Raw genomic sequence first — 26221 nt, forward strand, 5'->3', positions numbered from 1 at the left:
GTCAGCTCGTCTTCATCAGGTTGCGCAGGCAGTCCCCGGCGATGTTGGCGGTCAGTGCCAGGACGAGCACACCCAGGCCCGGCATCACCGGAATCCACCACTGCTGCAGGAAGTAACTCAGATTGCGGGCAGCGTCGGCGCCCAGTTCCGCGGCGGGGGCGGCCTGTCCGAGGCCCAGGAATGACAGTGCGGCCAGCGTCAGGATCAGTGTCCCGATGTCGAGGCTGGCAGCGACCAGCGTGTTCGGCACTGCGCCCGGGAGCAGGTGTCTGCCTGCCAACCGGAGCGGACTCACGCCCGCGAGCTTCGCCGCCTCGACATGCGGCCGTGCCGCGAGCCTGGCCACTTCGCCACGCACGAGCCGGGCATAGAACGGCCACCACACGATCGACACGGCGAACAGCGTGTGCAGGAAACCCGGGCCCAGCGCGGCCACGACGGCGATCGCCAGCACGGGAGCGGGAATCGACAGGAACGCATCGGTGATGCGCATCAGTACCGTGTCGACCCAGCCACCCGCGGTGCCGGCGATCAGCCCGACCAGCCCCCCAATCGCGACGCCGATCGCGACGACGGCCAGGGCGGCGAACCAACTCGACCGTGCGCCGTAGAGAACGCGGGACAGGATGTCGCGTCCGATGCTGTCGGTACCCAGCAGGAACCCGTCGGTGCCCGGTGGTTGCAGCGGCATCGCCGCAGGGGTCAGCGGATCGTGGGGCGCGAGAACCGGGACGGCGACGCACACCAGCGTCACGACGATCACCAGGGAGAAACCGATCCAGTTGATCACCGTGCTTCGCGACTGCGGTAGCGCCGGCAGTCGCCGTTCGCGGCTGGGTACCGCGGGGGCGGCGGGAAGGGCCACCGCCATCAGATCGCCTTCCGCTCGATGCAGGCGACCTGGTGCGGGTGACCCGGGAAGCCCTCCAGCCGCACGTCGAGTCCGGCATCACCGCATGCGTCGACAGAGATCGGGCATCTGGGATGGAAGGCGCACCCGTCCGGTGGAGACAGCGGGCTCGCGGGTTCGCCTGCAAGGATCTGGGTTTCGCGGCCGAGGTCGGGGATGGAGTCCACTAGCGCCCGGGTGTATGGGTGCGTGGGGTCGCCGATCACCTGTTCGGCGGGGCCGATTTCGACGATGCGCCCGAGGTACATGACCGCGATGCGGTCGGCGATCACGCGCGCGACGGACAGATCGTGGGTCACGAAAACTACTGACATGTCCAGGGTTCTGCGTAGATCGCTGATGAGGTTGAGCACCGAGGCGGCCAGTGAGACGTCGAGCGCACTTGTCGGTTCGTCACACAGCAGCACCGACGGCGGCACCACGGTGGCGCGGGCCAGCGCGACGCGTTGGCGCTGACCTCCCGACAGCTGGCCTGCCCGGGACTTCGCGACATCGGCGGACAGTCCGACTCGTTCCAGTACCGCCGCGACCGCGTGGGCACGCTTGGTACGCGACATCCCACCGCCTCGTAGGCGCTCCCCGATGAGCTCTCCGACCGACAGCCACGGTGTCAACGACGCGCCGGCGTCCTGGAACACCATCTGCGGCCGGGCGGGCCCCGCCAGTGCGACCTCGCCGGTCGTCGCCTTCTCCAGCCCCGCGATGACCCGCAGCAGTGTCGACTTGCCGGATCCGCTCTCACCGACAAGGGCCACCGACTCGCCGTGTTCCACGCGTAGCGATACCCCGCGCAGCGCGTGCAGCTTGCCGTGGCTGTCGGCGGAGCGGTCCAGCCAGCGCCGTGCCACCGAGAACGTCTTCGTCACGTCGCGTAGCACCACCGCCGACGGATGCACCTCAACGTCCTCGACGGGCGGGGGCGGAACGGGTTCGTCGGTGGTGGTCGACGCATCGCCCAATCGTGAGGCGACAGCGGCCAAGGGCAGAACGCAAGCGCTGACCCGGTCCACCCCGACTGAGATGGGGTCCGGTGGCGCCTTGACGCACTCGTCGGTGGCCAGCACGCACCGCGGTTCGAACGCACATCCAGGAAGCGGGGCCGCTGCGCTGGGTACCGATCCCGGCAGGGCAGCCAGCTGGCGGTCCCGCGCAGTCTGCAGCGTCAGGCGCGACCGCAGCAGACCGTGCGTGTAGGGGTGCGCCGGATTAACGAGAAGCTCTGCCGTGGGCCCGATTTCGGCGATCCGGCCCGCATACAACACCGCGATCCGGTCGGCAATCTGCGCCGCGACGCCGAGGTCGTGGGTGATGAGCACGATACTGCAGCCAATTTCGTCGCGTAGGCGCTGCAAAAGACGAAGTACTTGGGCCTGCACGGTGACATCGAGTGCGGTCGTCGGTTCGTCGGCGACAATCAGTTCGGGATCGCCGGCGATCGCGATGGCGATCATGACGCGCTGCCGCAGCCCGCCGGACAACTCGTGCGGATACGACCGCATGCGCCGTTTGGGTTCGGGAATGCCGACCGCGGTGAGCAGCCGCAGCGCCTCGTCTTCGCCACCTGCGGCCTCGGCAACCTGTTTGCCTATGCGCATCGTCGGGTTGAGCGAGGTCATCGGGTCCTGAAACACCGCTCCGAGATCGAGGCGACGCACCTTGCGCAAGGTCTTCTCGTCGAAACCGGCCATCCCGGTGAGCATGTCGTGTCCGGCGACGCGCACTGCGCCGCGTACGCGGGCTTGCCGCGACAGCAAACCGAGCAAACTGAATCCCAAAACGCTTTTGCCTGAACCGGATTCACCGACGAGACCAATGATCTCGGACTGGGCAATGGACAGCGAGACGCCGCGCAGGGCGTGGATGTCGCGTCCGCTTCTGGAGAACGTCACGTGAAGGTCGCCGACCGTGGCAACCGGATCGCGGTCGTCCGCGCAAGACGCAGGAGCCACCGCACGCGCGTCGACCGCGGATACCGTGATTCCCATCGGAGCACTCCAGGGGTAGAAGTCACCCTCACGACCCGCCGTTGCGCCGCTTGCCTGTCAAGTGACAGTTTTGCCCAGGGGCAACACCGGTGGGTGTCGCTGGCGTAACCAATCGACGCTGCGGGTAACCGGTTCGTGTCCGAGGTTTCTATCGTGTGACAGATATCTGAGACGCTGCCGTATCCCAATTCTGTGCGCGACGATGGTGGCATGCCGCTCACTCGCGCCGGGCGTCCCCGCATTCAGGCGCAGCGTCGTCCGGGCAGCACAGCGCGGGACGAAATCCTCGATGCCGCAGGCGAACTCTTCACCACTCTCGGGTACGCCGCGACGTCCACCCGGACCATCGCCGAGTCCGTCGGAATCCGCCAGGCGTCGCTGTATCACTACTTCAAGACCAAGGACGACATCCTCTGCGCCCTGCTGAGCCAGACCGTCACCCCCACCCTGGCGTTCCTTCCGGTCTTGCTGGACACGCAGCCCGCGCTGACTTCCGCCCAGCAGCTGCACGCGCTGGCCTCGTTCGACGGACAGCAACTGCTCAGCGGGCGCTGGAACCTCGGCGCGCTGTATCTGCTGCCCGAGTTGCGAGACGCAGGGCTCGAGCCGTTCTTCTCCGATCGTGAGCAGCTGCGGCTGCACTATCTGCACTTGAGCCTCGTCATCGTCGGCGACACCGGAGTCGACCAGGCGGCCGCCGATCTCCCGTTCCGGCTGGTCGAATCGTTGGTGAACATGTGGTCGACCGCTCGCGGCACCCAGCGTGCAGAGCTTCCGATCCACGTCGCCGACGCCTGTCTCCGGGTGCTCGGCATCCCGGACGCAGACACCCCGGCACTGCGGGAATGCACCAGCGAGCTCGTCCCCCGCAGTGACAATCGCAACTCTTCTGAGGGTCCTGAACGGGACTAAACCCGCGCAGACCACATGTTGTGATCTTTGTCCGCAACGTTGCGGACCCGTTTTGTCGCGCCCTCTGACGGGGTAGGCGAACACCACTGACGATGACCGAAAGGTTCCAGATGAGCACCGTAGCCGCCTATGCAGCCACCTCCGCGACCGAGCCGCTGAGCAAGACCACCATCACCCGCCGCGATGTCGGAGCGAACGATGTGTCGATCGAGATCCACTTCGCCGGGATCTGTCACTCGGACATCCACACCGTGCGCGGTGAGTGGGGGCAGGTGAAGTACCCCATGGTGCCTGGTCACGAGATCGCCGGTTTGGTGACGGAGGTCGGATCCGACGTCACCAAGTTCAAGGTCGGAGACCGCGTCGGTGTCGGCTGCTTCGTCGACTCCTGTCGCGAGTGCGAGTACTGCCTCGCCGGCGAAGAGCAGTACTGCAACAACCCCGGCATGGTCGGGACCTACAACGGCACCGGTCGCGACGGGCAGCCGACGCAGGGCGGATACAGCGCCGCCATCGTCGTCGACGAGAACTATGTGCTGAACATCCCCGACTCCATTCCGCTCGACAAGGCAGCACCGCTGCTGTGTGCCGGAATCACCACGTACTCGCCGTTGCGCCACTGGAATACCGGACCGGGCACCCGCGTCGCGGTCATCGGCCTCGGCGGCCTCGGTCACCTGGCCGTCAAACTCGCCGTCGCGTTGGGCGCGGACGTCACCGTGCTGAGCCAGTCGCTGAAGAAGATGGAGGACGGCCTGCGGCTGGGCGCCTCCGAGTACTACGCGACCAGCGACCGCGACACCTTCAAGAAGCTCAGGGGCTCTTTCGACCTGATCCTCAACACCGTGTCGGCCAACCTCAACCTGGAGGACTACCTCGGGCTGCTGACTCTTGACGGCACACTCGTCGAGCTCGGCATGCCGGAGCATCCGATGGAGGTGCCGGCGTCGGCGCTGATCTTCGGTCGCCGCCGGATCTCCGGATCGCTGATCGGCGGTATCGCAGAAACCCAGGAGATGCTGGACTTCTGCGCCGAGCACGGCGTGACACCCGAAATCGAGGTGGTGGCGCCCGATTACATCAACGAGGCCTACGAGCGTGTGCTGGCCAGTGACGTGCGCTACCGCTTCGTGATCGACACCGAGGCGCTGCGCTGACACCGATTCGGCCCGCATCCACGTTGTGTATGCGGGCCGAAATGTTAGCCAACAGTGATGCGCTTCATGATGATTGGCCGGTGGCCGCGTCATGGTCGACACCGGCCAGCGGCCACCCTGCCGCCGCGAGCCTGGCCGCCACCCGCTGGACGTTCTCGGGACCCGCGTCATGGTGAGTGACGTCCTTGATGAACGCCTCGATCTCGTCGACATCGATGGTGCCGTCGGCAACCGCCGATGAGCCGTCTTCTGTCAGGTGGGCGATGACTTCTCTGATCTGCTCTTCAGTGAGCGGTGTGGCGCGCAGCAGCGACAACAGCGGGACTCGGTCCGGCCCCGGAACGCCGTCGGGATAGCCGGCGCGTAGCCAATCCAGGATCGAGTGCAGCAACGACGTCGCGGTCACCTCTGCAGTGTCGTCCCCGGTGATCTCCGCCGCTACTTCGGCGATTCACTGTTCTCCTCCGCGTCGCCTCGCCTTCACCGGCATCCTGGGAAACGGCGAAGCTGGGGATTGACTGGGAGCCATGTTAAATATGGATGACCCCGGTTGTTGGGTGGTCTATACAGTGCGACGCTCTCTTCGGTCTGCGGTGTCGCAGGCGATCAAATGATTGCAATCCGAAGGAGAAACGCCGTATGGCGAGCGATTCCGTTCCGGCATCCACAGCCGTGGAACCCGCCGCGCCGGCAGGGTTGAAGAAGGGCGCGATCGGGATGGTCGCGGTCATCTTCATGGCCGTCGCCAATGCCGCGCCCATCACCGCGATGACCGGCAACACCCCGATCGCAGTCGGTTACGGCAACGGACTCGGCGCCCCCGCCGGCTTCCTGTTCGCGACGATCATCCTGACGCTGTTCGCACTCGGATACGTGGCGATGGCCAAACACATCACCACCACAGGCGCCTTCTACGGATTCATCTCCCACGGTCTCGGTCAGGTCTGGGGCATGGCCAGTGGCTTCCTGGCCACCTTCGCCTACGTCGTCTTCGAGGGTTCGTTGATCGGCGGCTGCGCCTACTTCGCCAACGACGCGGTCAACACCATTGTGGGAGTAGACATTCCGTGGCTGGTCTTTGCAGTCGGCGCGACCCTGCTCATCGCCGTGCTGTGCTACTTCCACATCAGCTTCACCGCGGCAATTCTCGGCGTGACACTGGTGGCCGAGGTGCTGATACTGCTCGGCCTGGCGTTCTCGGTGATCGTCAAAGGCGGCGGCCCCGACGGGTTCATGCTCGACCAGACCGTGCTGCTCAACAATGCGTTCGAAGGACTGCCCGAGGGTGCGTTCGGAACGGCAGCTGCGGCCGGTTCGATGGCGATCGGCCTGTTCTTCGCGTTCTGGTCCTGGGTCGGTTTCGAGACCACCGCGGTGTACGGCGAGGAGTCACGCAACCCGAAGAAAATCATCCCGCGGGCTACCCTCGTCGCCGTCATCGGTCTGGGCCTGTTCTACACCTTCATCTCTGCGATGGTGCTGGCGGGCAACGGCGCCAAGGCATCGGTCGAGGCCTCGATCAGCGCCTCTCCGCTGGACCTGTTCTTCGGCCTGGTAGAGACGAACCTGGGCGGCTTCCTACTTGACGTCTACAAGATCCTGCTCGTCATCGGGTCGTTTGCGTGCGCACTCGCCTTCCACAACGCCGCATCGCGCTACCTGTTCGCCCTCGGTCGCGAAATCCCCTCAGCCGCAGTGCAGAAGACCCTCGGCGGCGCCCACCCCAAGCACGGCTCGCCGTACATCGCATCCACGCTGCAGAGTGCCGTCACGTTGGTGATCGTGCTGCTGTTCGCCGGCTTCACCGCAGTGCAGGTGCCCGATGAGAACGGAGTCCCGGTGGACACGCCGGCTCTGGTCCCCTACGTGAACATCTACGGACTGCTGGCGTTGATCGGCACCGCGGCGATTCTGCTGGTACAGGCGATCTGTTCGGCTGCGGTCATCTCGTACTTCTGGGCGCGCAAAACTCACCCCGGCAATGTCGTCACCACGCTGATCTGCCCGGCGATCGGAGGCGTCGCGATGCTGTACGTGGTGTGGCTGCTGTGGGACAACCGGGCTTTCGCCGCGGGACTGGCCGCCAACTCCCAGGTGTTCAAGGTCGGCCCGTTCATGATCCTCGCGGTGTTCCTCATCGGTCTGGCGTACGCGTTGTGGTTGCGGGTCGCCAGGCCAGAGGTGTACGCCGCGGTCGGACGCACGGTCATCGAGGACAGCCACGAGCGTTAAGCCCTCCTGGCGGCGGCTTCGCTCAGTGCCCGAACGACGCTGTTCTTCGCGAGGTCGACCTTGAAGCTGTTGTGCTGCAGTGGAGATGCCCCTGCGACGACAGCGTCGGCCGCCGCCAGGAAGGCCTGCCGGTCAGGAGCCTGACCGGTCAACGCCGCCTCGGCGGCCGGCGCCCTCCACGGCGTTGCGGCCACACCGCCCAGTGCCACGGCGGCCGACCGGATCACGCCGTCGTTCAGTTGCACTGCCGCGGCCACCGACACCAGGGCGAACGCGTAGCTGTGCCGGTCGCGGACCTTCAGGTACCAGCTGCGGGGGCCGAACGGCGACGGCGGCAACTCCACGGCCACGATGAGTTCGTCGGGGCGCACACAGGTGTCGCGGTCCGGGTGCGCAGCGGGCAGCACATAGAAGTCGCGGATCGCTATCGTCCGCGCGCCATCGGGGCCGGTCACGTGAACCACCGCGTCCAGCGCCGCCAGGGCCACGGCCATGTCCGACGGGTGGACGGCGATACAGGGCAAGCCGGTCCCGAACACAGCGTGCTCGCGGTGGGAGCCGTCCCGTGCAGCGCAGCCCGACCCGGGCACGCGCTTGTTGCACGGACCCGTCGCCGGATTCATGAAGTACGGGCAGCGCGTCCGCTGCATCAGGTTGCCACCGACGGTCGCCATGTTGCGGATCTGTGTGGTCGCCCCCGACAGAATCGCCTGGGACAGCACGGGATATCGAGTGCGCACCAACGCGTGGTTTGCGACAGCCGAGTTCGTGGCTCCGGCGCCGATCACGATGCCGCCGGCCGCAGATTCCTCGATCTCGGTGAGCCCCAATCCTCTTACGTCGACGAGGACAGCCGGGCTCTCCACACCGGACTTCATCAGATCGAGCAGATTTGTCCCGCCCGCATAGAAGCGCGCGCCTTCTGCCGTCACCCGGCCGATCGCATCGGCGACGCTGCCCGCGCGCTGGTAGTCGAACGTCAGCATGTCGCCTCGTGCACCGACGAGATCGCGCTGACGATGTTCGGGTAGGCGCCGCACCGGCAAATGTTTCCGGCCATGCGCTCGCGAATCTCTGTGTGTGACAGTTCTTCCGGCGGACAGCTGAGATCGGCGCCGCCGTCGAACGACGCGGCGGACAGGTCTCCCCTGGCATATTCGCGCAGCATCGCGCGCGCCGAACACAGCTGACCGGACGTGCAGTAGCCACACTGGAAGCCGTCGTGGTCGACGAAAGCCTGCTGTAACGGATGAAGGTCGTCGCCGCGTGCGAGCCCCTCGACGCTACCCACGTCGGCGCCGTCGGCGCAGACCGCCAGCGTCAGGCAACTCAACACCCGCTCGCCGTCCACGTCGACCGTGCATGCACCGCACAGACCGTGGTCACATCCCTTCTTGGTGCCCGTCAGCGCGAGCCGCTCCCGCAGCACGTCGAGCAGCGTCGAGCGGACGTCCACGTCCAGCTCGTGCCCGACACCGTTAACGACGAGACATATGGGGTGGCCCGGTTTGGTCACTTGTGCTCCTCCAGTAGGGATTCCAGAGTTATCGGAAGTTCGCGCAACCGCTTTCCGGTGGCGTGGTGAATGGCGTTGGCGATTGCCGCGGGTACCCCACAGGCACCGATCTCGCCGATACCGCGCACGCCCATCGGGTCCAGGGACGGGTCGGGTCGGTCGACAAAGGTGATGTCGAAGTCGGGCACATCCGCGTGAGTCGGCACGTAGTACTCGCCGATGAGCTTGCCGGTGCGGGGATCATGAGGCACCTGCTCAAGGAGGGCCATGCCGACACCGAAGGTGATGCCGCCCATGACCTGGTTGGTCGCCAGCTTCGGATTGATCACCCGGCCGCAGTCCATCACCGCGACCCACCGCGTGACGGTGGCGCGCCCGATCTGCTCGTCAACCTCGACCTCGCAGAAATGCGCGCCGAACGACTGCGAGGCGGGCCCGCCCTCCGGCGCGCCGCCACTGGTCACCGTGAAGTTCAGCGACTCGTGTGCATCGCGCCTTCGCTTCCACTCCAGGGCGGCGGCGTAGACCGCAGACCCGACGGACGCGGTCGTCTGCGACGCTCCGCTGTAGGGCGCATCCGGGAATGCGGAGTCACCGGAGTCGAAACTCACCTGCGACAGCGGGAGCCCTGTGGTGTCGGCGGCCAACTGTGCCATCACCGTGCGCACGCCGGTTCCGACCTCGTGGGTCGCGGCGCTGAACCGGACCCGGCCGTCGGCCCCGGTCTCGACACGGCAGCCGGCGGCCATCCGGCGACCCGGATATGTCGCCGTCGCCATACCGAAGCCGACGAGAACGCCGTCGCGTCGTAGAGACCGCGGTCCGGCGGGCCGATGCTCCCAACCGAAGCGCTGCGCGCCCGTCGTATAACACTGCCGCAGGTGCGCGGCCGACCAGGTTCGTCCGTTCGTCTGGTCGTGGTCCATGACGTTCCTCAGTCGCAGCGCCACCGGATCCAGCCCGGTGGCACACGCCAGTTCGTCCATGGCGACCTCGAGCGCGAACAATCCGGGCGCCTCCCCCGGGCCCCTCATGAAACATGGTGTGGGCGAGTTGATCCGGGCCACCGTGTGCGTCACATCCAACCGCGGCGAGTGGTACAGGAATCGCGCCGACAAACCGGCCGGTTCGCAGAAGTGCGCCACCGTGGAGGTCTCGGTCAGGGTGTGGTGTTCGGTGCTCGCGATCAATCCGGTCGAGTCCGCGACGAGTGAGACGCGTTGCTCGGTGCGTGGCCGGTGGCCTGTCGAGGTGAACATCTGGTCGCGGGTCAAGACGAGTTTGACCGCGCGGCCGACCGCGCGCGCCGCCACGGCGCACAGCACCACGTGCATCCACAGGAAGCTCTTTGAACCGAAAGCACCTCCCACCAAGGGCGATACGATCCGCACATGGTCTTCAGGTATCCCTAGGTACGCAGCGAGCACGCGGCGTTCCCCGGTGATCCACCGCGTGGTGTCATACACCGTCAGGTGGTCGCTATCCCACTGCGCGATCGTCGCCGACAGCTCGATCGGGTAGTGGCTGTTGACAGGGGTCCGGAACGACGCGTCGACGGTGGTGCCCGACGGTGCATCGGCGGCACCGCGACGATCCTGGAGCAACTCGTCGGCCAGCTTCACGAAGTGATCCGGACGGTAGACGCCGTGCCTGATGAGGTCGTCCGGCTCGTCGTCAATCGCCGGGCTGCTCAGCACGTCTGCGGCGCGCAACTGCGGAGCCAACTCGACGTATTCGAAGGTCATCATGGAGGCGGCCTGCGCAGCGTTCTCGGGCGAGTCCGCAACCACCAGGGCCATATGCTGGCCGGCGTACTGCACGTTCAGGTCTGACAACGGCGGTCGCCGTTCCAACGGGAGGTCCCAGGTCAGATCCTTCGGAAGCACCTGCAGCGGTGGACAGTTCAGTGGTGTCAGCACGTAGTCCACTCCGGCGCACGCGGCCGCACGCGCGGCGGCGGCTGCAATTGACTCGGGTGTCACCCGTCCGTGGGTGATCTCCGCCTGTACGAGGGCCGCGTAGCTTACGTCGCCGACAGGAGTGTCGGCGGTGTAGCGCGCCCGCCCCGTCACCTTCTCGACGCCCTCGACTCGATTGACGGGACGCCCGACAGAGGTTGGCATGGTGAACAGCTTCGCGTGCTTCGCACATGGCGTCGACAACGCTGGCCACCATCGCTGGTACCGGCTAGCTGCAAGAGGGCGATCGCCTGACTGTGATGGGAGAATATGACGTTATGTGTGCGCTGAGGGTCGTCGTAGCCGACGACGACGTGCTGTTGCGCGAGGGGCTGGCCAGCCTGCTGGAGCGCTCGGGATTTGAGATCGTCGGACAGGCCGGCGATGGCGAGGCACTCCTGGCTCTGGTCCGCGAACATCAACCCGACCTCGCACTCGTCGACATCCGCATGCCGCCGTCACACACCAGCGAGGGTCTCGACGCGGCGAAGGTGATCCGCGACGAGTCACCGAAGGTCGGCATCGTGGTGCTGTCCGCCCATGTCGACGTCGACCACGCCATGGAGCTCCTCGCTGGTGGCCACGCGATCGGCTACCTGTTGAAGACGCGGGTGACCGACGTCGCGGATTTCGTCGACACGTTGCAGCGCATCGCCAATGGCGCGTCGGTCGTCGATCCGGCCCTGGTTGCCGAGTTGGTGTCGGCACGCAAGCGAGACGACCCCCTCGGCGCGCTGAGTACGCGCGAACGCGAGGTGCTGACGCTGATGGCGGAGGGCCTGTCGAACGCCGGCATCGGCCGACGCCTCTGGGTAACCGAGGGCACGGTGGAAAAGCACGTGCGCAGCATCCTGACGAAGCTGAACTTGCCCGAGACCGGTGACAACCACCGCCGAGTGCGCGCGGTGATCATGTACCTGGAAACGCGCTAGGACCGAACGCCAAGAAGCTGCTTAACTGCAGCGGGCGACAACGCGAACTTGGGGAGGAACCCCAGCGCGGGGCTGGCCGCGATGAGATCTGCGAAATCCTGTTCGTCATGCGTCGAGGTCAGGATCACCGGAACGTCGCGCAAGCGCTCGGCGATGTCGAAGCCACTCTCGGCGCCCAGGTCCACATCGACGAGTGCGACATCGGGGCGCAAAGCAGCAGCCTGACGCATCGCCTCGTCGCCGTCACATGCGGTGCCGACCACCTCGATTCCTCCCCGCTCGAGCATGGCGCGGGCCGCATCGCGGAAGTCGGCGCTGTCGTCGACGATCAGGCAACGCGGACCACTCATGCCTCAAGCTTGTCAGGGACGAACACAGATGGCATTCCTGTTAACGGGAATCTTCGCCGATTACCATCGGCCGGTGACCTGGCAATCGGCACCCGCCCGCTTCCTCGAACAGGTCGTGCGCTCCCCCGCACGACCCCTTGGCCTCGGGATCGCCGTGGCGGCCGGCTTCCTCGCTGTCGAGGTATTGGTGATCTTCGCTCTCAAGAAGATCGCACCCGAGAACGCCTTTGGGGCGATCCTATTGCTGGGCGTGCTGGTGGTCTCCGCGGGTTGGGGCTTCGGCCTGTCCATCGCCACGTCACTGGCCAGCGCCGCCGTGTACGCCTATCTCCATCTCGAGGGTCGAGACAGCCTCGCACCCGCCCTCGCGGTATTCCTGACTCTGGCGTTCCTGACCAATGGCCTTGTGGGACAGGCCCGGTTGCGTGCTGCCGAAGCCGAGCAGAGGCGCCTGGAGGCCGATCTGTCCGCGGATCTGGCGCGCGTGATGTTGCGGGCACCCGCACTGGGTCCTGCTCTCGACGACGCGGGGCAGCGCCTGGCCCACGTCCTCGGGCTGCCCTACGCGACCCTGTCGGTCGGTAGCGCCGACCCGAGCGGCGATCAGATGGCGATCGGTTTGCGCGACGGAACCGAGGACACCGGAACGCTGCTGGTACCGAAAGACGTTTCGGTCGCCTCGGTGCGGCGTGTGCATCGAATGGTGCCGTCGCTGCAGGCGCTGCTGGCCGCAGCGTGCGATCGGGAAGGCATCACCGCAGAGCTGGAGGCCAGCCGCCGGGAGCTGGAACGATTCTTCGCCGTCGCGACCGATCTGCTGTTCATGGGCGTGCGCGAGGGTGGCTCCGCGCGGCTCACGCGCATCAACCCGGCGTTCGAGCGGGCCTTGGGTTACTCTGCGGCCGAACTCGTCTCGCGTCCGCTCGTCGATTTCATCCATCCCGACGATCGGGACAGCACGCGTACCGCGCTGGCGACGGTGCCGCAGACCGACGGCGCGATCAAGTTCGAGAACCGATGCCGGCGCCGCGACGGCGAGGTGCGGTGGCTGGAATGGAACGTCGTGTTCGACCACGGAGTGCTTCTCGGCGGTGCCCGCGATGTGACCGAACGCAGGCAGGAGCAGGACCGGCTGCGGGCGGCGCGCGCGCAGCAGGCGGCGCTGCGACGGGTCGCCACACTCGTTGCGCGCGGCGCCCCGCTGGCAGATGTCTACGAGGTCGCCGTCGCCGAGCTGGCGGACAGCCTGGGCGTAGAGCACGTGACATTGGCCGCCTTCGAGCCGGACGACGTCGGCGTCGTCCTGGCCGGCCTCAACCACGACGGTCGGCCAGGATGGATTGTCGGAGAACGCTTTCCGATCGAAAGCGGGAGCATCAGCGCTGCGGTGCGCGCGACCGGCAATTCGGCCCGTATCGACGATTACAACGCGGCATCCCCTCCGATCGCCACCCGGATACGCGAGTTCGGCGTCCGCGCAGGCGCCGGCGCACCCCTCGTCGTCGATGGCAGGGTCCGGGGCGTGCTGCTCGTAGGATCCGCTGAGCCATACGGCATTCCGGAGACCGCCGAGGCCCACATTCTCGATTTCGCCGACCTCATCTCGACGGCCATAAGTAACGCCGAGACCCGGGCCGAGCTCACCGCGTCGCGGGCGCGCATCGTGGCGGCGGCCGACGAGGCCCGCCGCGGTTTCGAACGCGATCTCCACGATGGAGCCCAGCAACGCATCGTGTCGTTGAGCCTGCAGTTGCGCGACGCCGAAGCGGCCGCGGAGGCCGACGAAGAGTTGCGTGCGCAGCTGTCGACCGTGGTCGAGGGGTTGGCCGGGCTGCACTCCGACCTGCAGGAGTTGTCGCGAGGTCTGCACCCTGCGGTGCTGTCTCGGGGCGGCCTGCGGCCGGCGATGCGGAACTTGGCGCGGCGATCGCCGGTGCCGGTCGAACTGAACGTCGATGTCGAGCACCGGCTGCCGGAGCCGGTGGAAGTTGCGGCGTATTACGTTGTCGCTGAAGCGCTGACGAATGTCGCCAAGCATGCGAACGCCGATTCGGTGACGGTGCGGGTCGCACTCGACGACGGGGGCAGCGTGCTGGAGTTGTCGGTCACCGACGACGGCAAGGGCGGCGCGTCGACAGGCGCGGGATCAGGCCTGGTGGGTCTGCGCGACCGGGTGGAGGCTTTGTCGGGCGAGCTGGTGATGACCAGTGTGCCTGGCGACGGCACGCGCATCAGCGCCCGCATTCCTGTGCCTGGTCAATCGGAGCAGAGCACCCGTTCCTGAACCAGCGAAAGCGCCTTGGGCGCAACTGAATAGCGGACAGACCTTCCGGCCGGCCTTGCCGATCATGACTGTTGACGGTAGAAGATCATGCCGCCGTGGTGCAGTTCGTCGGACGTGACGAACGTCCCAGACGCCGTGAAGCCGGTGTCATCCCAGTACTCGATGCGATTCCCGCGCACCTCGTACCGTCCGGTGTAGGCACTGTGCCGGTCGCCTCGCGCTTCGTCGTAGCGGCCGTCGGGCAACAGCTCCTGGCGGATCCGTCCGTCTGCGGTAACCCACATCCCCACATACGGGTGCTCGGCGGCGGGTTGGGCCGGCACTCTGGTCAGCAGCTCGTCAAGAGCGACGAGGTCGAGGTAGGCCGTGACGCGAGCTATCCGCTCCTCGCGCATCGTCATGACCCAGGCGTACTCGTTGACGTACGGTCTGCCGTCGCGCGCAGTGGCAGTGCCCCGCCACAGGGCCACCACTGTGTCACCGTCGGTGTGGAGGGCATGCACGTCGGCCTGGATCTCGCCGTCGAGCCGAGACACGATCGGCCCGGCCCCGTCCCGCAGGAATTCCGCGCGGCTGGTGTACGTCGACGGTTCGGCGGCGCGCGCCACGGTCCAGTGCACGTCGTCGGCGAGGATGGAATAGAAGCTGTTCTCGCCTCCGACGCCGAGTTCGAAGGCGTCGCGCACCAGCTCGGCGTTGCGCTGCTCGCGGGCGGTGGACTCCGAGTCGTCCTGGGCAGCCGTCGCGGCGCAACCGACGGTCATGGCGGCCATGGCGCCGACCACTGACGATGCCATCCTCGCGCCCCAGCGCGATTTCTTCCTAGTCATGGCACCGAAGGTAGGTATGTCGGTGACGGGTAGGCAGGGTGCAGTTCTCCTAGGAATGCGTCCACCGCAGAGTTACCTCAGCCTCCGGCAGTGAGCCGATGGCAGGCTGTTCTCCACATCGCCTGGGCCCCAGTGACTTCCACCGGGTTGCCTGAACTGGGCTTTAGAAGTCCCAGTCCTCGTCTTCGGTGTTGACGGCCTTGCCGATCACGTAGCTCGACCCTGAGCCCGAGAAGAAGTCGTGGTTCTCATCGGCATTCGGCGACAGCGCCGAGAGGATCGCCGGGTTGACGTCCGTCTCGTCGCGCGGGAACAGCGCCTCGTAGCCGAGGTTCATCAGCGCCTTGTTGGCGTTGTAGCGCAGGAACTTCTTGACGTCCTCGGTCAACCCGACCTCGTCGTACAGATCCTGCGTGTACTCGACCTCGTTGTCGTAGAGCTCGAAGAGCAGCTCGTAGGTGTAGTCCTTGAGCTCCTGGCGGGTCGCGTCATCGGTCAGCGCGAGACCCTTCTGGAACTTGTAGCCGATGTAGTAACCGTGCACAGCCTCATCGCGGATGATCAGCCGGATCATGTCCGCAGTGTTGGTCAGCTTGGCTCGGCTACTCCAGTACATCGGCAGGTAGAAGCCCGAGTAGAACAGGAAGCTCTCCAGCAGAGTGGAGGCCACCTTGCGCTTGAGCGGCTCGTCGCCCTTGTAGTACTGCATGACGATCTCGGCCTTGCGCTGGAGATTGGGGTTCTCCTCCGACCAGCGGAACGCGTCGTCGATCTCCGACGTCGAGCACAACGTCGAGAAGATGTTGGAGTAGCTGCGCGCATGCACCGACTCCATGAAGGCGATGTTGGTGTAGACCGCTTCCTCGTGCGGGGTCAGCGCGTCGGGGATGAGGCTGACCGCGCCCACGGTGCCCTGGATGGTGTCGAGCAGCGTCAGGCCGGTGAAGACCCGCATCGTCAGCTGCTTCTCATGTGCGGTCAGCGTGTTCCAGGACGGAATGTCGTTAGACACCGGCACCTTCTCGGGCAGCCAGAAGTTACCTGTGAGGCGTTCCCACACCTCGGCGTCTTTGTCGTCCTGAAGGCGATTCCAGTTGATGGCCGAGACACGGTCGATCAGCTTCATGCCATCGCTCACAAGAACCCCATTTCACCTGCGAAAAGTTGTCACACCGGGCCGGCCCGTACCGGCAGCACCGACACTACCCCTGGTGCCTGACGTCAGGCGGGAACACGAGATGTTGTGTCTGGCGTGTCGCGCCGAGTTACAGATCGCGCACCCAACTCAGCGGGCAAATCTAGGCGCGAGGGCTAGTCTGCCAGGCATGGCGTCCGACGCACCTCCGCAGGAGGTTCGTTTTTGCCGCAGCGCCGACGGCACCCGGATCGCGTTCGCCGTCCACGGATCCGGCCCGCCGCTGCTGCTCACGACCTGCTGGCTCAGCCACCTCGAGTTCGACTGGGAAAGCCCGGTGTGGCAACACTTCCTGCGCGACCTCGGCCGGATCGCCACAGTCATCCGTTACGACGAACGCGGCTTCGGCATGTCCGATTGGGACGTCTCCGATTTCAGCCTGCCCGCGCGGGTGGCCGACCTCGCCGCGGTGATCGATGCGGCGCAGCTGGACCGCTGCGCGATGGTGGGCATGTCACAGGGCGGCCCGGTGGCGATCACCTACGCCATCGAGAACCCCGACCGCGTGTCCCGGCTGATCCTCTACGGCACCTACGGCACCACCGACCACAGCGAGGAGGCCGCCGAGCTCGAGCGCCTCTTCCAGCAGATGATCAAAGTCGGCTGGCAGCGCCCGGACAGCACGTTCCGGCGCGTCTTCACCGATCTGATGATTCCCGGGGCATCCGAAGAGCAGGCCGGCTGGCTCGATGCGCTCCAAGCACGCGCGACGTCGACGGAGAACGCGATGCGCTCGCGCGCCGCACGCGCCCAGGCCGATGTCGGCGCGCTGCTGTCCCACGTCACCATGCCCACCCTGGTAGTGCATGCGCGGGGCGACCGGATGAACGGCTTCGCAGACGGCCGCGAACTCGCCTCACGCATACCGAACGCCAGGCTGGTGACACTCGACAGCGACAACCACATCACGCTGGCCGACGAACCGGCCTGGCGCGTGTTCGTCGAAGAGGTCGGCGCGTTCCTCGCCGGCGAACGCGTCACCGCGCCGAGCACGCCCGCCGCACTACGAACTCTCACCGACAGGGAGCGCGACGTGCTGCGGCTGGTCGGCCAGGGACGCGACAACGCCGAAGTGGCAACAGAACTCGCCCTTTCGGTGCGCACGGTCGAACGCCATCTGACGAGCATCTACACCAAGCTGGGCCTGACGGGCCGGTCCGCACGGGCCGCGGCGGTCGCCCGCCTCCTCAGCGGCTGACCTGCGTGTCGGCCGCCATCGCGACCATCTCCGCGGCGTCGAAGACGGCGGCCAGCACCGATTTCGCGGTGGTCTTTCCTCAATAGCGTCCTTCGTGTCAACACCACCATTCACACGGAGGACACCAATGAACAGCGAACGCAAAGCCGCGATCAGCCTGACCACGGGCCTTGAGGACGCCGAGAAGGTCACCGTGGCCTTCCTGGTAGCGCTCGGCGCCGCCGAGGCCGGCCGGCCCACGATGATGTTTCTGGCGAAAGAGGCTGTGCGCCTGGCAGTTTCAGGCGTCGCAGTCGCGACCGCGTGCGAGAACTGCCCGTCCCTGCAGGACCTTGTAGAGCGCTACCAAAAGGCGGGTGGTCGCTATCTGGTCTGTCCGCTGTGCGTGAACGCGAAGAAGCTCGACCCGTCGACGTTCATCGCAGGCGCGGACATGGGCGGGACTGTCCAGCTCTGGGAATGGATCGGGGACGGTGCAACGACCTTCAGCTATTGAAGCGACGACGGCGAGCCGCTGAAGTGGCCGCGGTCACCGCGCTGCTGAACGAGGGCCGGGAGGGGTCAGGCGACCTGTTCGCGGCGTTTGACACCCTCGTGGAGCGGTACGTCGGGGTCGACCTTGATGCCCAGCACCTCGCAGGTGCCGTTGATCGCACCCATCATGATCGTCGTCAAATATTCGACGAACTTCTCGGAAGGCAGCCGGCGCGGACTGGCATGGTCGGACCCGAGCCACCAGTCGGTGGCCGACGCGGCCGCGCCGAATGTCGCGAAACCGGCCAGCTCGAACGCCGCGTAGTCGAGTTCCATCTCTTTGAGCTCGTTGTTGAACATTTCGGCCATGGCCAATGTGATGTGACGACCCTCGTTGAGTGCGCGCATCGCCGACTCGCTCTGCTCGGCGAAGCGGCCCTGCATCAGGAACCGCACGACGTTGGGATGCTCCTCGACGAGCCGCACGTATTGCTCGACGGCGCGCAGGATGACGGTGCGCGCCGGATCGGTGGCGATGTCGATCGTCGGGAAGATCGCCGACCACAGCATGTCGCGCATGCGCTGACCGATCGCCTGAAACAGGTCCGATTTGTCCGTGAAGTGGCGGTAGATCTTGGGCTTGGCGGTACCGGCTTCCTCGGCGATCTCGCGCAACGAAACCTCGGGGCCGAGCCGGTCGATCGCCCGGAACGCCGCGTCGACGATTTCGGACCGCACCTTCTTGCGGTGCTCGCGCCAGCGCTCACTGCGGGCGTCGACCTTGACGCCCGCTTCTTGGCCCGCACGTGCCCTCGACCCTCGTCGCACGCGATCACTGTACCCGCTCAGGCCCCGCTGACCTGCTCATACCGCCTCGGGCAGACGCATCTCACAGGTCTGTGACGGCGTCATCCCTCGACGCGATGCGCACAGCGAGTTTGGGTACTATCGCTGCGACATCCGCATGACGAGAGAGATCTATGACGCAGCGATACGACGTGGTCATCGCAGGCGGGGGCCCCTCGGGCTCCGCCGCTGCATGGCAGGCCGCGCAAACCGGCGCCCGAGTCGTGGTCTGCGACAAGGCACAGTTCCCACGCGCCAAGCCCTGCGGTGACGGGTTGACCGCCCGCGCGGTCAGCTACCTGCAGAAGATGGGCCTGGCCGACGAAGTCGCCACCTACCACCGCGTGAACCGGGTCACCGTGTTCAGCCCGAGCCGCTGGGAGCTGTCGTTCCCCAAGCGCCCGGGCATGCCCGACCACGGCCACACCGTCAGCCGCGAACACCTCGACACCGTGCTGCTCAAGCACGCCGAGTCAGCCGGCGCCGAGATCCGTCAGGGCGCCGAGGTCTCCGGACCCGAGTTCGACGCCAACGGCCGCGTCATCGGCGTCGTCCTCAAAGGCGGCGAGAAGGTGTACGGCGACGCGGTGATCGCCGCTGACGGCGCCTACTCCCCCATCAAGCGCGCGCTGAAGATCGACTCGGAGTACAACGGCTACTCCGCGATCGCCATCCGCTCGGAGATGCCGGCCAACCGCGCGGACTCCGACTCGCTGGACATCTATCTGAAGTTGCTGTTCGAGGGCGACCAACTGCCCGGCTACGGCTGGGTGTTCCCGATGGGAAACGGGATCTTCAATATCGGGCTCGGCTACGTGAACAGCTACAAGAACTGGCAGTCCATCAACGCCACCCAGTTCCTGGGCGAGTTCCTGCGCACCCTGCCCCGCGAATGGGAGCTGCCTCCCATCGAGGAGCTGAAAAAGAACAAGAGCGTGCGGGCCTGGCGGCTGCCCATGGGCTTCACGGCCTGGCCGCCGTGGCGTCCGGGCGTGCTGTTCACCGGCGACTCGCTGGGTGCGGGCAAGCCTGCCTCGGGTGCAGGCATCTCTAAGGCACTCGAATCCGGTTTGGCCGCAGGCGAATGCGCGGTGGCGGCGCTGACCAACGGCGGGCCCGACGACTTCACCAACTACGCGCAGAGGATGGAAGCCGCGTGGGGCAGGGAGTACAAGCGTGGCCGCTACATGCACAAGCTGATCGGGCAGCCGAAGCTCGCGAATGCGGGCGTGAAGCTGATCGACAATGCGGCGTTCCGCGATCGCATGCTCAAGGCGCTGTACAAGAAGGCTCAGGGCCCGCTGCACAGCTTCTGATCTGCCGATGGTCGAGCCGGGGCTGACCGACGACGAGATCGCGCGCGTCGAGGACACGTTCGGGTTCGAGTTCGCCGGTGACCACCGGGCGTTCCTGGCCGCTGGTGTGCCTGTTGGCGCGTCGTGGCCCGACTGGCGTGGTGAAGGTCGCAGAAGCCTCGCCAAACGTCTGCAGCTGCCGGCCGAGGGCGTCCTGTTCGCCGTGGAGTGGGCTCAGTTCTGGCATGACGGGTGGGGAAAGCGGCCGGCCCGGATGAAAGACGCGCTGCGTTCGGCCAGATACCAGCTTGAGCGCGTCCCGCAGCTCGTTCCGGTGTGTGCACACCACTACCTGCCGGCCGGCCGCGGCACGGTCGGCCATCCGGTGTTGTCGGTGGTCCGGACCGACGTGGTCGTGGCGAGCGCCAATCTCGCTGACTATCTCGCGGGGAAGTTTGGCGCCGACGCGGCGCCGACCGTCGAGTTCTGGTCGGACCTCGTGTCACCCTTCGATGTCAGTGGTGAGCGGTAGACCCGTGGCATGCCCACAGCACACTTATCTGCCTTCATCTGTTACCGCGATCCCCATGCAGCTGTCCGCTGGATCATCGACGTGCTGGGCTTCGAGTTGGTGCGCGACTTCCACCACGAGGGCGACATCACTCATGCCGAACTGAAGCGCGGTGATGCGGTGGTGTGCGTGCAGCGCGATGACCGGGGCTATGACGTCCCGGCCCCGAAGGGGGACTGCGTCGGCTCCGGGTTGTACGTGATTCTCGGGAGGTCAGACATCATCGCCATCCACGAGCGGGCGGTGGCGCACGGGTCGACCGTGCTCGTCGCGCCGGGGACAACCCCGTGGGGCAACTTCCGGACCGAATTGCTCGACCCGGAGGGCCGCCAATGGTCTATCGGCACCTATCGCCCCGGCCAGCCCGGAGACTGGTGATCATGGAGCAGCGCATCAGTTTGATCACCCTCGGCGTCGACGACCTCGCCCGTGCACGTCGCTTCTACGAAGACGGTCTCGGCTGGGTTGCCCACGCCGCGCCGGAGGGCGTCGTCTTCTACCAGCTGCCCGGCATTGCGCTGGCACTGTTCGGTCGCGCGGATCTCGCCGAGGACACTCACCACCCGGTCGACGGCACATTCAGCGGAATCACGATCGCGATCAACCAACGCACCGAAGCGGACGTCGACGCGGTGCTGGCACAGGCTCAGGCGGCGGGCGCCACGATTCTCAAGCCGGCCGAAAAGGTGTTCTGGGGCGGCTATTCCGGATACTTCGCGGATCCGGACGGTCACGTCTGGGAAGTCGCGCTGAACCCGGAGTGGACCATCAACGCCGACGGCACGCTGACACTGTGAGCTCGTCTCAGACCGCTGGTGTGCGAACAGATCGCCTACACGGTCGGAAACGCGATCTGGCCGCACACTAGCGGCCGCGCCCGGTCCGGCCCGGCGTGCGGGCGACCTTGCCCGCAGCGGCGCGTGCCGCTTGCTTGGCCAGGGTTTTCTCTCGGGCGGTGCGTTTGGGCGCCGGCTGCGTCTGCGCACGCGACGAGCCGGGTTTGCGGCCTCGCACGATGCCGATGAACTGCTCGACGGGCTCCGACTGCGGTCCGTCCAGGAGGGCCAGCGCCACCTGACACGCGGGTGCATCGACGATCGGGCGGTAGGTGAGGTCCTTGCGGTGGTGCAGCCGCGCCAGCGACTGGGGGACGATGAGCGCACCCATCCCAGCTGCGACGAGTTCTATTGCGCTCTCGGTGTTTTCGGGTCGGTGCTCGACCGGTGCGCCAGGAGCGTCCGTCCACACGACGACGTCGTCGAGCGGTATCAGCGTCGGTTCGCCGACCAAGTCGTCGGCCGTGATCTCGTCGCCGGCAGTGAGCACGTGGTCGGTCGGCACCACTGCCACGGTTCTCTCTTCGTACAGAGGAATGACAGCCAGGCCCGACGTGTCGGTGGGCAACCGAATCAATGCCAGGTCGAGGTGGCCTGCTCTGACTTCGTCGGCTGCTCGCGCTGCGAGGACCGCGCGCAGCTCCAGCCGGATGTCGGGATGCCGCTCCGCCCAGATCCGGGCCCACTTCGCCGGCGTCCCGCCGGGCACGTACCCGAGGGTGAGGGAGGGCAGCGAGGGCGAAGCCACGGCATCAGGCTACCGATACGCTGATCCCATGAGCAGGCCGAATGCGCAGTCCATGAAGCCCGCCACGGCGGCCAAGAAGCTGGACGTGTACCTGCCCGCGACGCCCGCGGAGTTCCAAGCCACTGCGATCACCCGCGACGAACTCGCCGCGTTGCAGTCCGACCCCCCGCAGTGGCTCAAAGACCTCCGCAAGAACGGGCCGCATCCGAAGAACCTCGTCGCCGCCAAGCTGGGTGTCTCGATCGCCGGCCTGGGACGCGGCGGCATCACCGATGCGCTGACCACCGAACAGATCGATGCCCTGCTCGAGGAGAAGCCCGACTGGTTGGTCGCCGAACGCGAGAGCTACCAGAATGTGCTGCGCGAGGAGCGCCGCCTGAAGGCGCTGCGGGCGGATCAGGCGCGCGACTGATCCGGACTCCCCCGGATGAGGCGCCCACAAATTGGTGTGCGGGGGTACCTATGGGCAGTCCTACGCTGGGTTGTACCCGGCATCGGGTGGATCACCAGAGAAAGCGAGACCGGCATGGCTCCGACGAGGATCGGTTTTCTGGCCACCGCGGCGGCTGCACTCGCCGCCGGGTCGGCACTGACAGTGGGCGTCGCCCCGGCGTCGGCGTGGCCGATACCGTTCACCGCCGAGCAGCAGCGGTTCATCGATCAATCTCGCGCGGCAGGCTTCCCCGGCAATGACGACGCGATCATGACGGCCGGCCTGCAGGCTTGCCGGGTGCTCTACACCGGCCAGGGCCAGGACGCTGCTGTGGCTGCCGTGACCGCACCATATGGCGCGAGCCCGGCCCAGGCCTCCGCATTGGTGGGCGCCGCACGCGGCACCATGTGCACGCAGGCCCCCGGCTGACCCCTTTCGAACGACGCCGTTGGAGAACGGGATCGCGGCCGAACGTGGGCCTTATGCACGCCAAACCGCCCGAACACGTACTTAACCCCCACGGTCGCCGCTGCCGGGCCGAACGCGCCGCGCCGCCGGCGAAAACACCGGCGGCGCTGAACGGTTCAGCTCACAACATGCAGCTGACGCAACCCTCTACCTCAGTGCCCTCAAGAGCCATCTGACGTAGGCGGATGTAGTACAGCGTCTTGATTCCCTTGCGCCACGCGTAGATCTGCGCCTTGTTCACATCGCGCGTCGTCGCGGTGTCTTTGAAGAACAGCGTCAGGCTCAGGCCCTGGTCTACGTGCTGCGTGGCCGCGGCATAGGTGTCGATGACCTTCTCGTAGCCGATCTCGTAGGCGTCCTGGTAGTACTCCAGGTTCTCGTTGGTCATGTAGGGCGCCGGATAGTAAACGCGCCCGATCTTGCCTTCCTTGCGGATCTCGACCTTGCTGGCGATCGGGTGGATCGAGCTCGTCGAGTGGTTGATGTAGGAGATCGATCCGGTCGGCGGCACCGCCTGAAGGTTCTGGTTGTAGATGCCGTGCTGCTGCACCGACTCCTTCAGCCGCTTCCAGTCGTCCTGATTCGGGATGCGGATGCCCGCGTCGGCGAACAGCGCGCGCACCTTGTCGGTCTGGGGCTCCCACACCTGATCGGTGTACTTGTCGAAGAATTCACCCGACTTGTACTTCGACTTCTCGAAACCACCGAACGCTGTACCCCGTTCGATCGCAATGCGGTTCGAGGCGCGCAGCGCGTGGTAGAGCACGCAGTAGAAGTAGATGTTGGTGAAATCCACGCCCTCGTCGGAGCCGTAGAAGATCCGCTCACGGGCCAGGTAGCCGTGCAGGTTCATCTGCCCCAGGCCGATGGCGTGGGAGCTGTTGTTGCCCTGCTCGATCGAGGGCACCGACCAGATGTGCGTCTGATCGCTCACCGCGGTCAGCGCGCGGATGGCCACCTCGATGGTCTGCGCGAAGTCCGGCGAGTCCATCGCCTTGGCGATGTTGAGCGAGCCGAGGTTGCACGAAATGTCTTTGCCCACTTTGGCGTACGACAGATCCTCGTTGAACAACGACGGCGTCGACACCTGCAGGATCTCCGAGCACAGGTTGCTGTGCGTGATCTTGCCCTCGATCGGGTTGGCCCGGTTCACGGTGTCCTCGTACATGATGTACGGGTAGCCCGACTCGAACTGCAGCTCGGCCAGCGTCTGGAAGAACTCGCGCGCCTTGATCTTCGTCTTGCGGATGCGCGCGTCGTCGACCATCTCGTAGTACTTCTCGGTGACCGAGATGTCGGCGAAGGCGACGCCGTACACGCGCTCGACGTCGTACGGCGAGAACAGGTACATGTCCTCGTTGTTCTTCGCCAGCTCGAAGGTGATGTCGGGAATCACGACACCCAGCGAGAGAGTCTTGATACGGATCTTCTCGTCGGCGTTCTCACGCTTGGTGTCGAGGAAGCGGTAGATGTCGGGGTGGTGCGCATGCAGATACACCGCCCCCGCACCCTGTCGGGCACCGAGCTGGTTGGCGTAGGAGAACGAATCCTCTAGCAGCTTCATGATCGGGATGACGCCGGAACTCTGGTTCTCGATGTTCTTGATCGGGGCGCCGTGTTCGCGAATGTTGGTCAGCAGCAACGCCACTCCGCCACCGCGCTTGGACAGCTGCAGAGCCGAGTTGATGGACCGCCCGATGGACTCCATGTTGTCTTCGATGCGCAGCAGGAAGCACGACACCGGCTCACCGCGCTGCTTCTTCCCCGAGTTCAGGAACGTCGGCGTGGCCGGCTGGAAGCGACCGTCCATGATCTCGTCGACCAGCTGCTCGGCCAACGTCGTGTCACCGGCGGCCAGCGTCAGCGCCACCATCACGACGCGGTCCTCGAAGCGCTCCAGGTAGCGCTTTCCGTCGAAGGTCTTCAGCGTGTAGGACGTGTAGTACTTGAACGCGCCGACGAAGGTCGGGAAACGAAACTTCTTGGCGTACGCGCGATCCAGCAGCGTCTTGACGAAGTTGCGCGAGTACTGGTCGAGCACCTCGCGCTCGTAATAGTTCTTCTGGACCAGGTAGTCGAGCTTCTCATCCTGGTTGTGGAAGAAGACCGTGTTCTGGTTCACGTGCTGCAGGAAGTACTCCCGCGCCGCCTGAACGTCTTTCTCGAACTGAATCTTGCCGTCGGCGTCGTACAGATTCAGCATCGCGTTCAGCGCGTGGTAATCCATCTCCCCCGGCAGGGCATGCGCGCCGGTGGAAGTTACAGGTTCTGCAGCTGTGACGGTTGGTGGCACGTCTGGTCCTTCCAAAAGTCTTGTAATCCTGCGCGGACGGCGAAGACGTCGTCCGTCGTTCCCATGAGTTCGAACCGATAGAGAAATGGAACGCCGCACTTACGAGACACGACGACCCCCGCGTAGCCGAATTCGGCGCCGAAGTTGGTGTTGCCCGCGGCGATGACGCCGCGGATCAACGACCGGTTGTGTTCATTGTTGAGGAAGGCGATCACCTGCTTGGGGACGTATCCCCCGCGATCGGGATCGGGACCGTTGGCGTGTCCACCGCCGTAGGTGGGCAACACCAGCACGTAAGGCTCATCGACCTGAATCCGTTCCTTCAGCGGGATCCGGATGGCAGGAAGCTCGAGCTTCTGCACGAAACGATGGGTGTTCTCCGACACGCTGGAGAAGTAGACGAGATTGCTCACGATTACCTCTCCAATGTCACGTGGTCGATGTGTTCTGAAGTTATGCGGTCGCCGCAACCGCGGCCAGCGCCTTGATCCGGTCAGGACGGAAACCCGACCAGTGGTCGTTGCCGGCCACCACGACGGGAGCCTGCAGATAACCGAGGGCCATCACGTAGTCGCGCGCCTCGCTGTCGACGGAGATGTCGACGATGTCGTAGGCGATGCCTTGCTTGTCGAGAGCCTTGTAGGTGGCATTGCACTGGACGCAGGCGGGCTTGGTGTACACGGTGACAGTCATTTGCGGGCTCCCTCAGCGAAATTTTTCTTCGACGACCTGTGGTTCGTTGTCACTCCGCACCCCACGTGACGGACAGCTGGCCGGACGACCGAAGCTCTGTCATCC

The 26221-nt window shown here is 65.8% G+C and carries 27 protein-coding genes; 13 read left to right on the forward strand and 14 right to left on the reverse strand.

All coding sequences use genetic code 11. From position 1 onward, the window contains the following. Position 1 precedes the first annotated feature (1 nt). On the reverse strand, positions 2–871 hold the full coding sequence (locus AWC12_RS13010) for an ABC transporter permease (protein ID WP_085174780.1): 870 nt from the start codon (positions 869–871) through the stop codon (positions 2–4). Then, positions 871–2895 (reverse strand): ABC transporter ATP-binding protein, encoded by a 2025-nt coding sequence (locus tag AWC12_RS13015; RefSeq protein ID WP_085174782.1) that lies wholly within the window; start codon positions 2893–2895, stop codon positions 871–873. Before AWC12_RS13015 ends, AWC12_RS13010 begins: the two co-directional genes overlap by 1 nt. A 210-nt stretch (positions 2896–3105) precedes the next feature. On the opposite strand from AWC12_RS13015, the gene AWC12_RS13020 reads away from it, so the two are divergent. Beyond that, positions 3106–3807 (forward strand): TetR/AcrR family transcriptional regulator, encoded by a 702-nt coding sequence (locus tag AWC12_RS13020; RefSeq protein ID WP_085174934.1) that lies wholly within the window; start codon positions 3106–3108, stop codon positions 3805–3807. 110 nt (positions 3808–3917) lie between these two features. Further along, the gene (locus tag AWC12_RS13025; RefSeq protein WP_024446616.1) at positions 3918–4964 is read left to right on the forward strand and encodes an NAD(P)-dependent alcohol dehydrogenase; all 1047 of its coding nucleotides are present in this window, start codon (positions 3918–3920) and stop codon (positions 4962–4964) included. 64 nt (positions 4965–5028) lie between these two features. Here the strand turns inward: AWC12_RS13025 and AWC12_RS13030 are convergent, their stop codons facing one another. Continuing rightward, positions 5029–5370, reverse strand: coding sequence for a DUF3349 domain-containing protein (locus AWC12_RS13030; RefSeq protein WP_085174784.1), 342 nt, complete (start codon positions 5368–5370; stop codon positions 5029–5031). Between the two features lie 233 nt (positions 5371–5603). Here AWC12_RS13030 and AWC12_RS13035 point away from each other — a divergent pair, with 233 nt between their 5' ends. Then, the gene (locus tag AWC12_RS13035) at positions 5604–7196 is read left to right on the forward strand and encodes an APC family permease (protein WP_085174786.1); all 1593 of its coding nucleotides are present in this window, start codon (positions 5604–5606) and stop codon (positions 7194–7196) included. Here AWC12_RS13035 and AWC12_RS13040 read toward each other — a convergent pair. The 3 genes from AWC12_RS13040 to AWC12_RS13050 are packed head-to-tail and all read right to left on the reverse strand — an operon-like array spanning position 7193 to position 10835. Further along, entirely contained in the window at positions 7193–8182 is a 990-nt protein-coding gene (locus tag AWC12_RS13040; protein WP_085174788.1) for an FAD binding domain-containing protein, read from the reverse strand. The genes AWC12_RS13035 and AWC12_RS13040 overlap by 4 nt on opposite strands. Then, positions 8176–8712, reverse strand: coding sequence for a 2Fe-2S iron-sulfur cluster-binding protein (locus AWC12_RS13045; protein ID WP_085174789.1), 537 nt, complete (start codon positions 8710–8712; stop codon positions 8176–8178). The genes AWC12_RS13040 and AWC12_RS13045 overlap by 7 nt, the downstream gene beginning before the upstream one ends. Continuing rightward, positions 8709–10835, reverse strand: a complete 2127-nt coding sequence (locus AWC12_RS13050) for a xanthine dehydrogenase family protein molybdopterin-binding subunit (RefSeq protein WP_085174791.1) — start codon at positions 10833–10835, stop codon at positions 8709–8711. The genes AWC12_RS13045 and AWC12_RS13050 overlap by 4 nt, the downstream gene beginning before the upstream one ends. A 113-nt stretch (positions 10836–10948) precedes the next feature. Here AWC12_RS13050 and AWC12_RS13055 point away from each other — a divergent pair, with 113 nt between their 5' ends. Beyond that, on the forward strand, positions 10949–11602 hold the full coding sequence (locus AWC12_RS13055; RefSeq protein ID WP_024446610.1) for a response regulator: 654 nt from the start codon (positions 10949–10951) through the stop codon (positions 11600–11602). On the opposite strand, the gene AWC12_RS13060 is transcribed toward AWC12_RS13055, so the two are convergent. Continuing rightward, positions 11599–11952 (reverse strand): response regulator, encoded by a 354-nt coding sequence (locus AWC12_RS13060; RefSeq protein WP_085174793.1) that lies wholly within the window; start codon positions 11950–11952, stop codon positions 11599–11601. The two genes, AWC12_RS13055 and AWC12_RS13060, sit on opposite strands and share 4 nt — an antisense overlap. Before the next feature lie 73 nt (positions 11953–12025). On the opposite strand from AWC12_RS13060, the gene AWC12_RS13065 reads away from it, so the two are divergent. Continuing rightward, on the forward strand, positions 12026–14236 hold the full coding sequence (locus AWC12_RS13065; protein WP_234813994.1) for a PAS domain-containing protein: 2211 nt from the start codon (positions 12026–12028) through the stop codon (positions 14234–14236). A gap of 62 nt (positions 14237–14298) precedes the next feature. Here AWC12_RS13065 and AWC12_RS31625 read toward each other — a convergent pair whose 3' ends face one another. Beyond that, positions 14299–15066, reverse strand: coding sequence for an Atu4866 domain-containing protein (locus AWC12_RS31625; protein WP_234813995.1), 768 nt, complete (start codon positions 15064–15066; stop codon positions 14299–14301). Between the two features lie 163 nt (positions 15067–15229). Beyond that, complete coding sequence (nrdF, locus tag AWC12_RS13075) at positions 15230–16192, reverse strand: class 1b ribonucleoside-diphosphate reductase subunit beta (RefSeq protein ID WP_036465041.1); 963 nt, start codon at positions 16190–16192, stop codon at positions 15230–15232. 199 nt (positions 16193–16391) lie between these two features. Here nrdF and AWC12_RS13080 point away from each other — a divergent pair, with 199 nt between their 5' ends. Continuing rightward, a complete protein-coding gene (locus tag AWC12_RS13080) occupies positions 16392–17459 on the forward strand; it encodes an alpha/beta fold hydrolase (RefSeq protein WP_085174794.1) in 1068 nt (355 codons plus the stop codon). Between the two features lie 127 nt (positions 17460–17586). Beyond that, positions 17587–17955, forward strand: a complete 369-nt coding sequence (locus AWC12_RS13085; protein WP_085174796.1) for a DsrE family protein — start codon at positions 17587–17589, stop codon at positions 17953–17955. A gap of 65 nt (positions 17956–18020) precedes the next feature. Here the strand turns inward: AWC12_RS13085 and AWC12_RS13090 are convergent, their stop codons facing one another. Beyond that, on the reverse strand, positions 18021–18761 hold the full coding sequence (locus tag AWC12_RS13090) for a TetR/AcrR family transcriptional regulator (RefSeq protein ID WP_024446604.1): 741 nt from the start codon (positions 18759–18761) through the stop codon (positions 18021–18023). Positions 18762–18913: 152 nt separating this feature from the next. On the opposite strand from AWC12_RS13090, the gene AWC12_RS13095 reads away from it, so the two are divergent. From AWC12_RS13095 to AWC12_RS13110, 4 genes are read left to right on the forward strand one after another with little or no spacing between them, the layout of a single operon-like run. After that, positions 18914–20095 (forward strand): geranylgeranyl reductase family protein, encoded by a 1182-nt coding sequence (locus AWC12_RS13095; RefSeq protein ID WP_024446603.1) that lies wholly within the window; start codon positions 18914–18916, stop codon positions 20093–20095. A 7-nt stretch (positions 20096–20102) separates the two neighbouring features. Then, a complete protein-coding gene (locus AWC12_RS13100; protein WP_234813996.1) occupies positions 20103–20606 on the forward strand; it encodes a hypothetical protein in 504 nt (167 codons plus the stop codon). A gap of 9 nt (positions 20607–20615) precedes the next feature. Beyond that, positions 20616–21023, forward strand: coding sequence for a VOC family protein (locus tag AWC12_RS13105; RefSeq protein WP_085174798.1), 408 nt, complete (start codon positions 20616–20618; stop codon positions 21021–21023). Between the two features lie 2 nt (positions 21024–21025). Beyond that, positions 21026–21442 carry a VOC family protein gene (locus AWC12_RS13110; protein ID WP_024446600.1) on the forward strand — a complete coding sequence of 139 codons (417 nt, stop codon included), beginning with the start codon at positions 21026–21028 and terminating at the stop codon, positions 21440–21442. Between the two features lie 67 nt (positions 21443–21509). Here AWC12_RS13110 and AWC12_RS13115 read toward each other — a convergent pair whose 3' ends face one another. Continuing rightward, positions 21510–22229: a LysR family transcriptional regulator substrate-binding protein gene (locus tag AWC12_RS13115; protein ID WP_085174800.1), complete on the reverse strand. Its 720-nt coding sequence runs from the start codon at positions 22227–22229 to the stop codon at positions 21510–21512. Positions 22230–22257: 28 nt separating this feature from the next. Between AWC12_RS13115 and AWC12_RS13120 the strand changes: the two genes are divergently transcribed. Together AWC12_RS13120 and AWC12_RS13125 are read left to right on the forward strand one after the other, a co-directional pair. After that, positions 22258–22641 carry a DUF5997 family protein gene (locus tag AWC12_RS13120; RefSeq protein WP_085174802.1) on the forward strand — a complete coding sequence of 128 codons (384 nt, stop codon included), beginning with the start codon at positions 22258–22260 and terminating at the stop codon, positions 22639–22641. 114 nt (positions 22642–22755) lie between these two features. Continuing rightward, positions 22756–23091 carry a DUF732 domain-containing protein gene (locus tag AWC12_RS13125; RefSeq protein WP_085174804.1) on the forward strand — a complete coding sequence of 112 codons (336 nt, stop codon included), beginning with the start codon at positions 22756–22758 and terminating at the stop codon, positions 23089–23091. 160 nt (positions 23092–23251) lie between these two features. Here the strand turns inward: AWC12_RS13125 and nrdE are convergent, their stop codons facing one another. The 3 genes from nrdE to nrdH are packed head-to-tail and all read right to left on the reverse strand — an operon-like array spanning position 23252 to position 26116. Next, positions 23252–25423, reverse strand: coding sequence for a class 1b ribonucleoside-diphosphate reductase subunit alpha (nrdE, locus tag AWC12_RS13130; RefSeq protein ID WP_085174806.1), 2172 nt, complete (start codon positions 25421–25423; stop codon positions 23252–23254). Continuing rightward, positions 25390–25836, reverse strand: a complete 447-nt coding sequence (gene nrdI / locus AWC12_RS13135; RefSeq protein WP_019514555.1) for a class Ib ribonucleoside-diphosphate reductase assembly flavoprotein NrdI — start codon at positions 25834–25836, stop codon at positions 25390–25392. Before nrdI ends, nrdE begins: the two co-directional genes overlap by 34 nt. A gap of 40 nt (positions 25837–25876) precedes the next feature. Next, entirely contained in the window at positions 25877–26116 is a 240-nt protein-coding gene (gene nrdH / locus AWC12_RS13140) for a glutaredoxin-like protein NrdH (RefSeq protein WP_024446595.1), read from the reverse strand. Between the last annotated feature and the right edge of the window lie 105 nt (positions 26117–26221).

This window comes from Mycolicibacterium iranicum (assembly GCF_002101705.1).
Lineage (GTDB): Bacteria > Actinomycetota > Actinomycetes > Mycobacteriales > Mycobacteriaceae > Mycobacterium > Mycobacterium iranicum.

Coding starts and splice junctions, on each gene's coding strand:
- AWC12_RS13010 (WP_085174780.1), bottom strand. CDS start 871: ATGGCGGTGGCCCTTCCCGCCGCCCCCGCGGTACCCAGCCGCGAACGG.
- AWC12_RS13015 (WP_085174782.1), bottom strand. CDS start 2,895: ATGGGAATCACGGTATCCGCGGTCGACGCGCGTGCGGTGGCTCCTGCG.
- AWC12_RS13020 (WP_085174934.1), top strand. CDS start 3,106: ATGCCGCTCACTCGCGCCGGGCGTCCCCGCATTCAGGCGCAGCGTCGT.
- AWC12_RS13025 (WP_024446616.1), top strand. CDS start 3,918: ATGAGCACCGTAGCCGCCTATGCAGCCACCTCCGCGACCGAGCCGCTG.
- AWC12_RS13035 (WP_085174786.1), top strand. CDS start 5,604: ATGGCGAGCGATTCCGTTCCGGCATCCACAGCCGTGGAACCCGCCGCG.
- AWC12_RS13040 (WP_085174788.1), bottom strand. CDS start 8,182: ATGCTGACGTTCGACTACCAGCGCGCGGGCAGCGTCGCCGATGCGATC.
- AWC12_RS13050 (WP_085174791.1), bottom strand. CDS start 10,835: ATGCCAACCTCTGTCGGGCGTCCCGTCAATCGAGTCGAGGGCGTCGAG.
- AWC12_RS13055 (WP_024446610.1), top strand. CDS start 10,949: ATGTGTGCGCTGAGGGTCGTCGTAGCCGACGACGACGTGCTGTTGCGC.
- AWC12_RS13060 (WP_085174793.1), bottom strand. CDS start 11,952: ATGAGTGGTCCGCGTTGCCTGATCGTCGACGACAGCGCCGACTTCCGC.
- AWC12_RS31625 (WP_234813995.1), bottom strand. CDS start 15,066: ATGACTAGGAAGAAATCGCGCTGGGGCGCGAGGATGGCATCGTCAGTG.
- nrdF (WP_036465041.1), bottom strand. CDS start 16,192: ATGAAGCTGATCGACCGTGTCTCGGCCATCAACTGGAATCGCCTTCAG.
- AWC12_RS13080 (WP_085174794.1), top strand. CDS start 16,392: ATGGCGTCCGACGCACCTCCGCAGGAGGTTCGTTTTTGCCGCAGCGCC.
- AWC12_RS13085 (WP_085174796.1), top strand. CDS start 17,587: ATGAACAGCGAACGCAAAGCCGCGATCAGCCTGACCACGGGCCTTGAG.
- AWC12_RS13095 (WP_024446603.1), top strand. CDS start 18,914: ATGACGCAGCGATACGACGTGGTCATCGCAGGCGGGGGCCCCTCGGGC.
- AWC12_RS13100 (WP_234813996.1), top strand. CDS start 20,103: ATGGTCGAGCCGGGGCTGACCGACGACGAGATCGCGCGCGTCGAGGAC.
- AWC12_RS13105 (WP_085174798.1), top strand. CDS start 20,616: ATGCCCACAGCACACTTATCTGCCTTCATCTGTTACCGCGATCCCCAT.
- AWC12_RS13110 (WP_024446600.1), top strand. CDS start 21,026: ATGGAGCAGCGCATCAGTTTGATCACCCTCGGCGTCGACGACCTCGCC.
- AWC12_RS13120 (WP_085174802.1), top strand. CDS start 22,258: ATGAGCAGGCCGAATGCGCAGTCCATGAAGCCCGCCACGGCGGCCAAG.
- AWC12_RS13125 (WP_085174804.1), top strand. CDS start 22,756: ATGGCTCCGACGAGGATCGGTTTTCTGGCCACCGCGGCGGCTGCACTC.
- nrdH (WP_024446595.1), bottom strand. CDS start 26,116: ATGACTGTCACCGTGTACACCAAGCCCGCCTGCGTCCAGTGCAATGCC.